Below are 804 nucleotides of genomic sequence, written 5' to 3'. Positions count from 1 at the left end.
GAGGGATTCGCGCGGTTAGTATCACGAGGTTCAGCGTTGGCGCGTACCAGCGGGTACGGGAATATCAACCCGTTGTCCATCGATTACGCCTGTCGGCCTCACCTTAGGTCCCGACTTACCCTGGGCGGATTAGCCTGCCCCAGGAACCCTTGGTCATCCGGCGGAGCAGTTTCTCACTGCTCATTCGCTACTCATGCCTGCATTCTCACTCGAACAGCCTCCACCACTAGCTCACGCTGCGGCTTCACCGGCTGCACGACGCTCCCCTACCCAACCAGACATACATCTGATTGCCACGACTTCGGCGGTGTGCTTGAGCCCCGCTACATTGTCGGCGCGGAATCACTTGACCAGTGAGCTATTACGCACTCTTTCAAGGGTGGCTGCTTCTAAGCCAACCTCCTGGTTGTCACAGCAACTCCACATCCTTTCCCACTTAGCACACGCTTAGGGGCCTTAGTCGATGATCTGGGCTGTTTCCCTCTCGACTACGAACCTTATCGCCCGCAGTCTCACTGCCACACTCTCACTCACCGGCATTCGGAGTTTGGCTGACGTCAGTAACCTTGTCGGGCCCATCGGCCATCCAGTAGCTCTACCTCCGGCGAGAAACATGTGACGCTGCACCTAAATGCATTTCGGGGAGAACCAGCTATCACGGAGTTTGATTGGCCTTTCACCCCTAACCACAGGTCATCCCCCAGGTTTTCAACCCTGGTGGGTTCGGTCCTCCACACCGTCTTACCGGCGCTTCAACCTGCCCATGGCTAGATCACTCCGCTTCGGGTCTACAGCATGCGACTA

General features: G+C 57.1%; 1 rRNA gene. It reads right to left on the bottom strand.

The features are described 5' to 3' along the window. Nucleotides 1-804 (bottom strand): 23S ribosomal RNA (locus R9X44_RS35570); the annotation flags it as partial.

The organism is Actinocorallia sp. A-T 12471 (genome assembly GCF_033875155.1).
Lineage (GTDB): Bacteria > Actinomycetota > Actinomycetes > Streptosporangiales > Streptosporangiaceae > Actinocorallia.
Note: the sequence above shows the minus strand (reverse complement) of the source record. Positions and strands in the feature narration are given on the sequence as shown.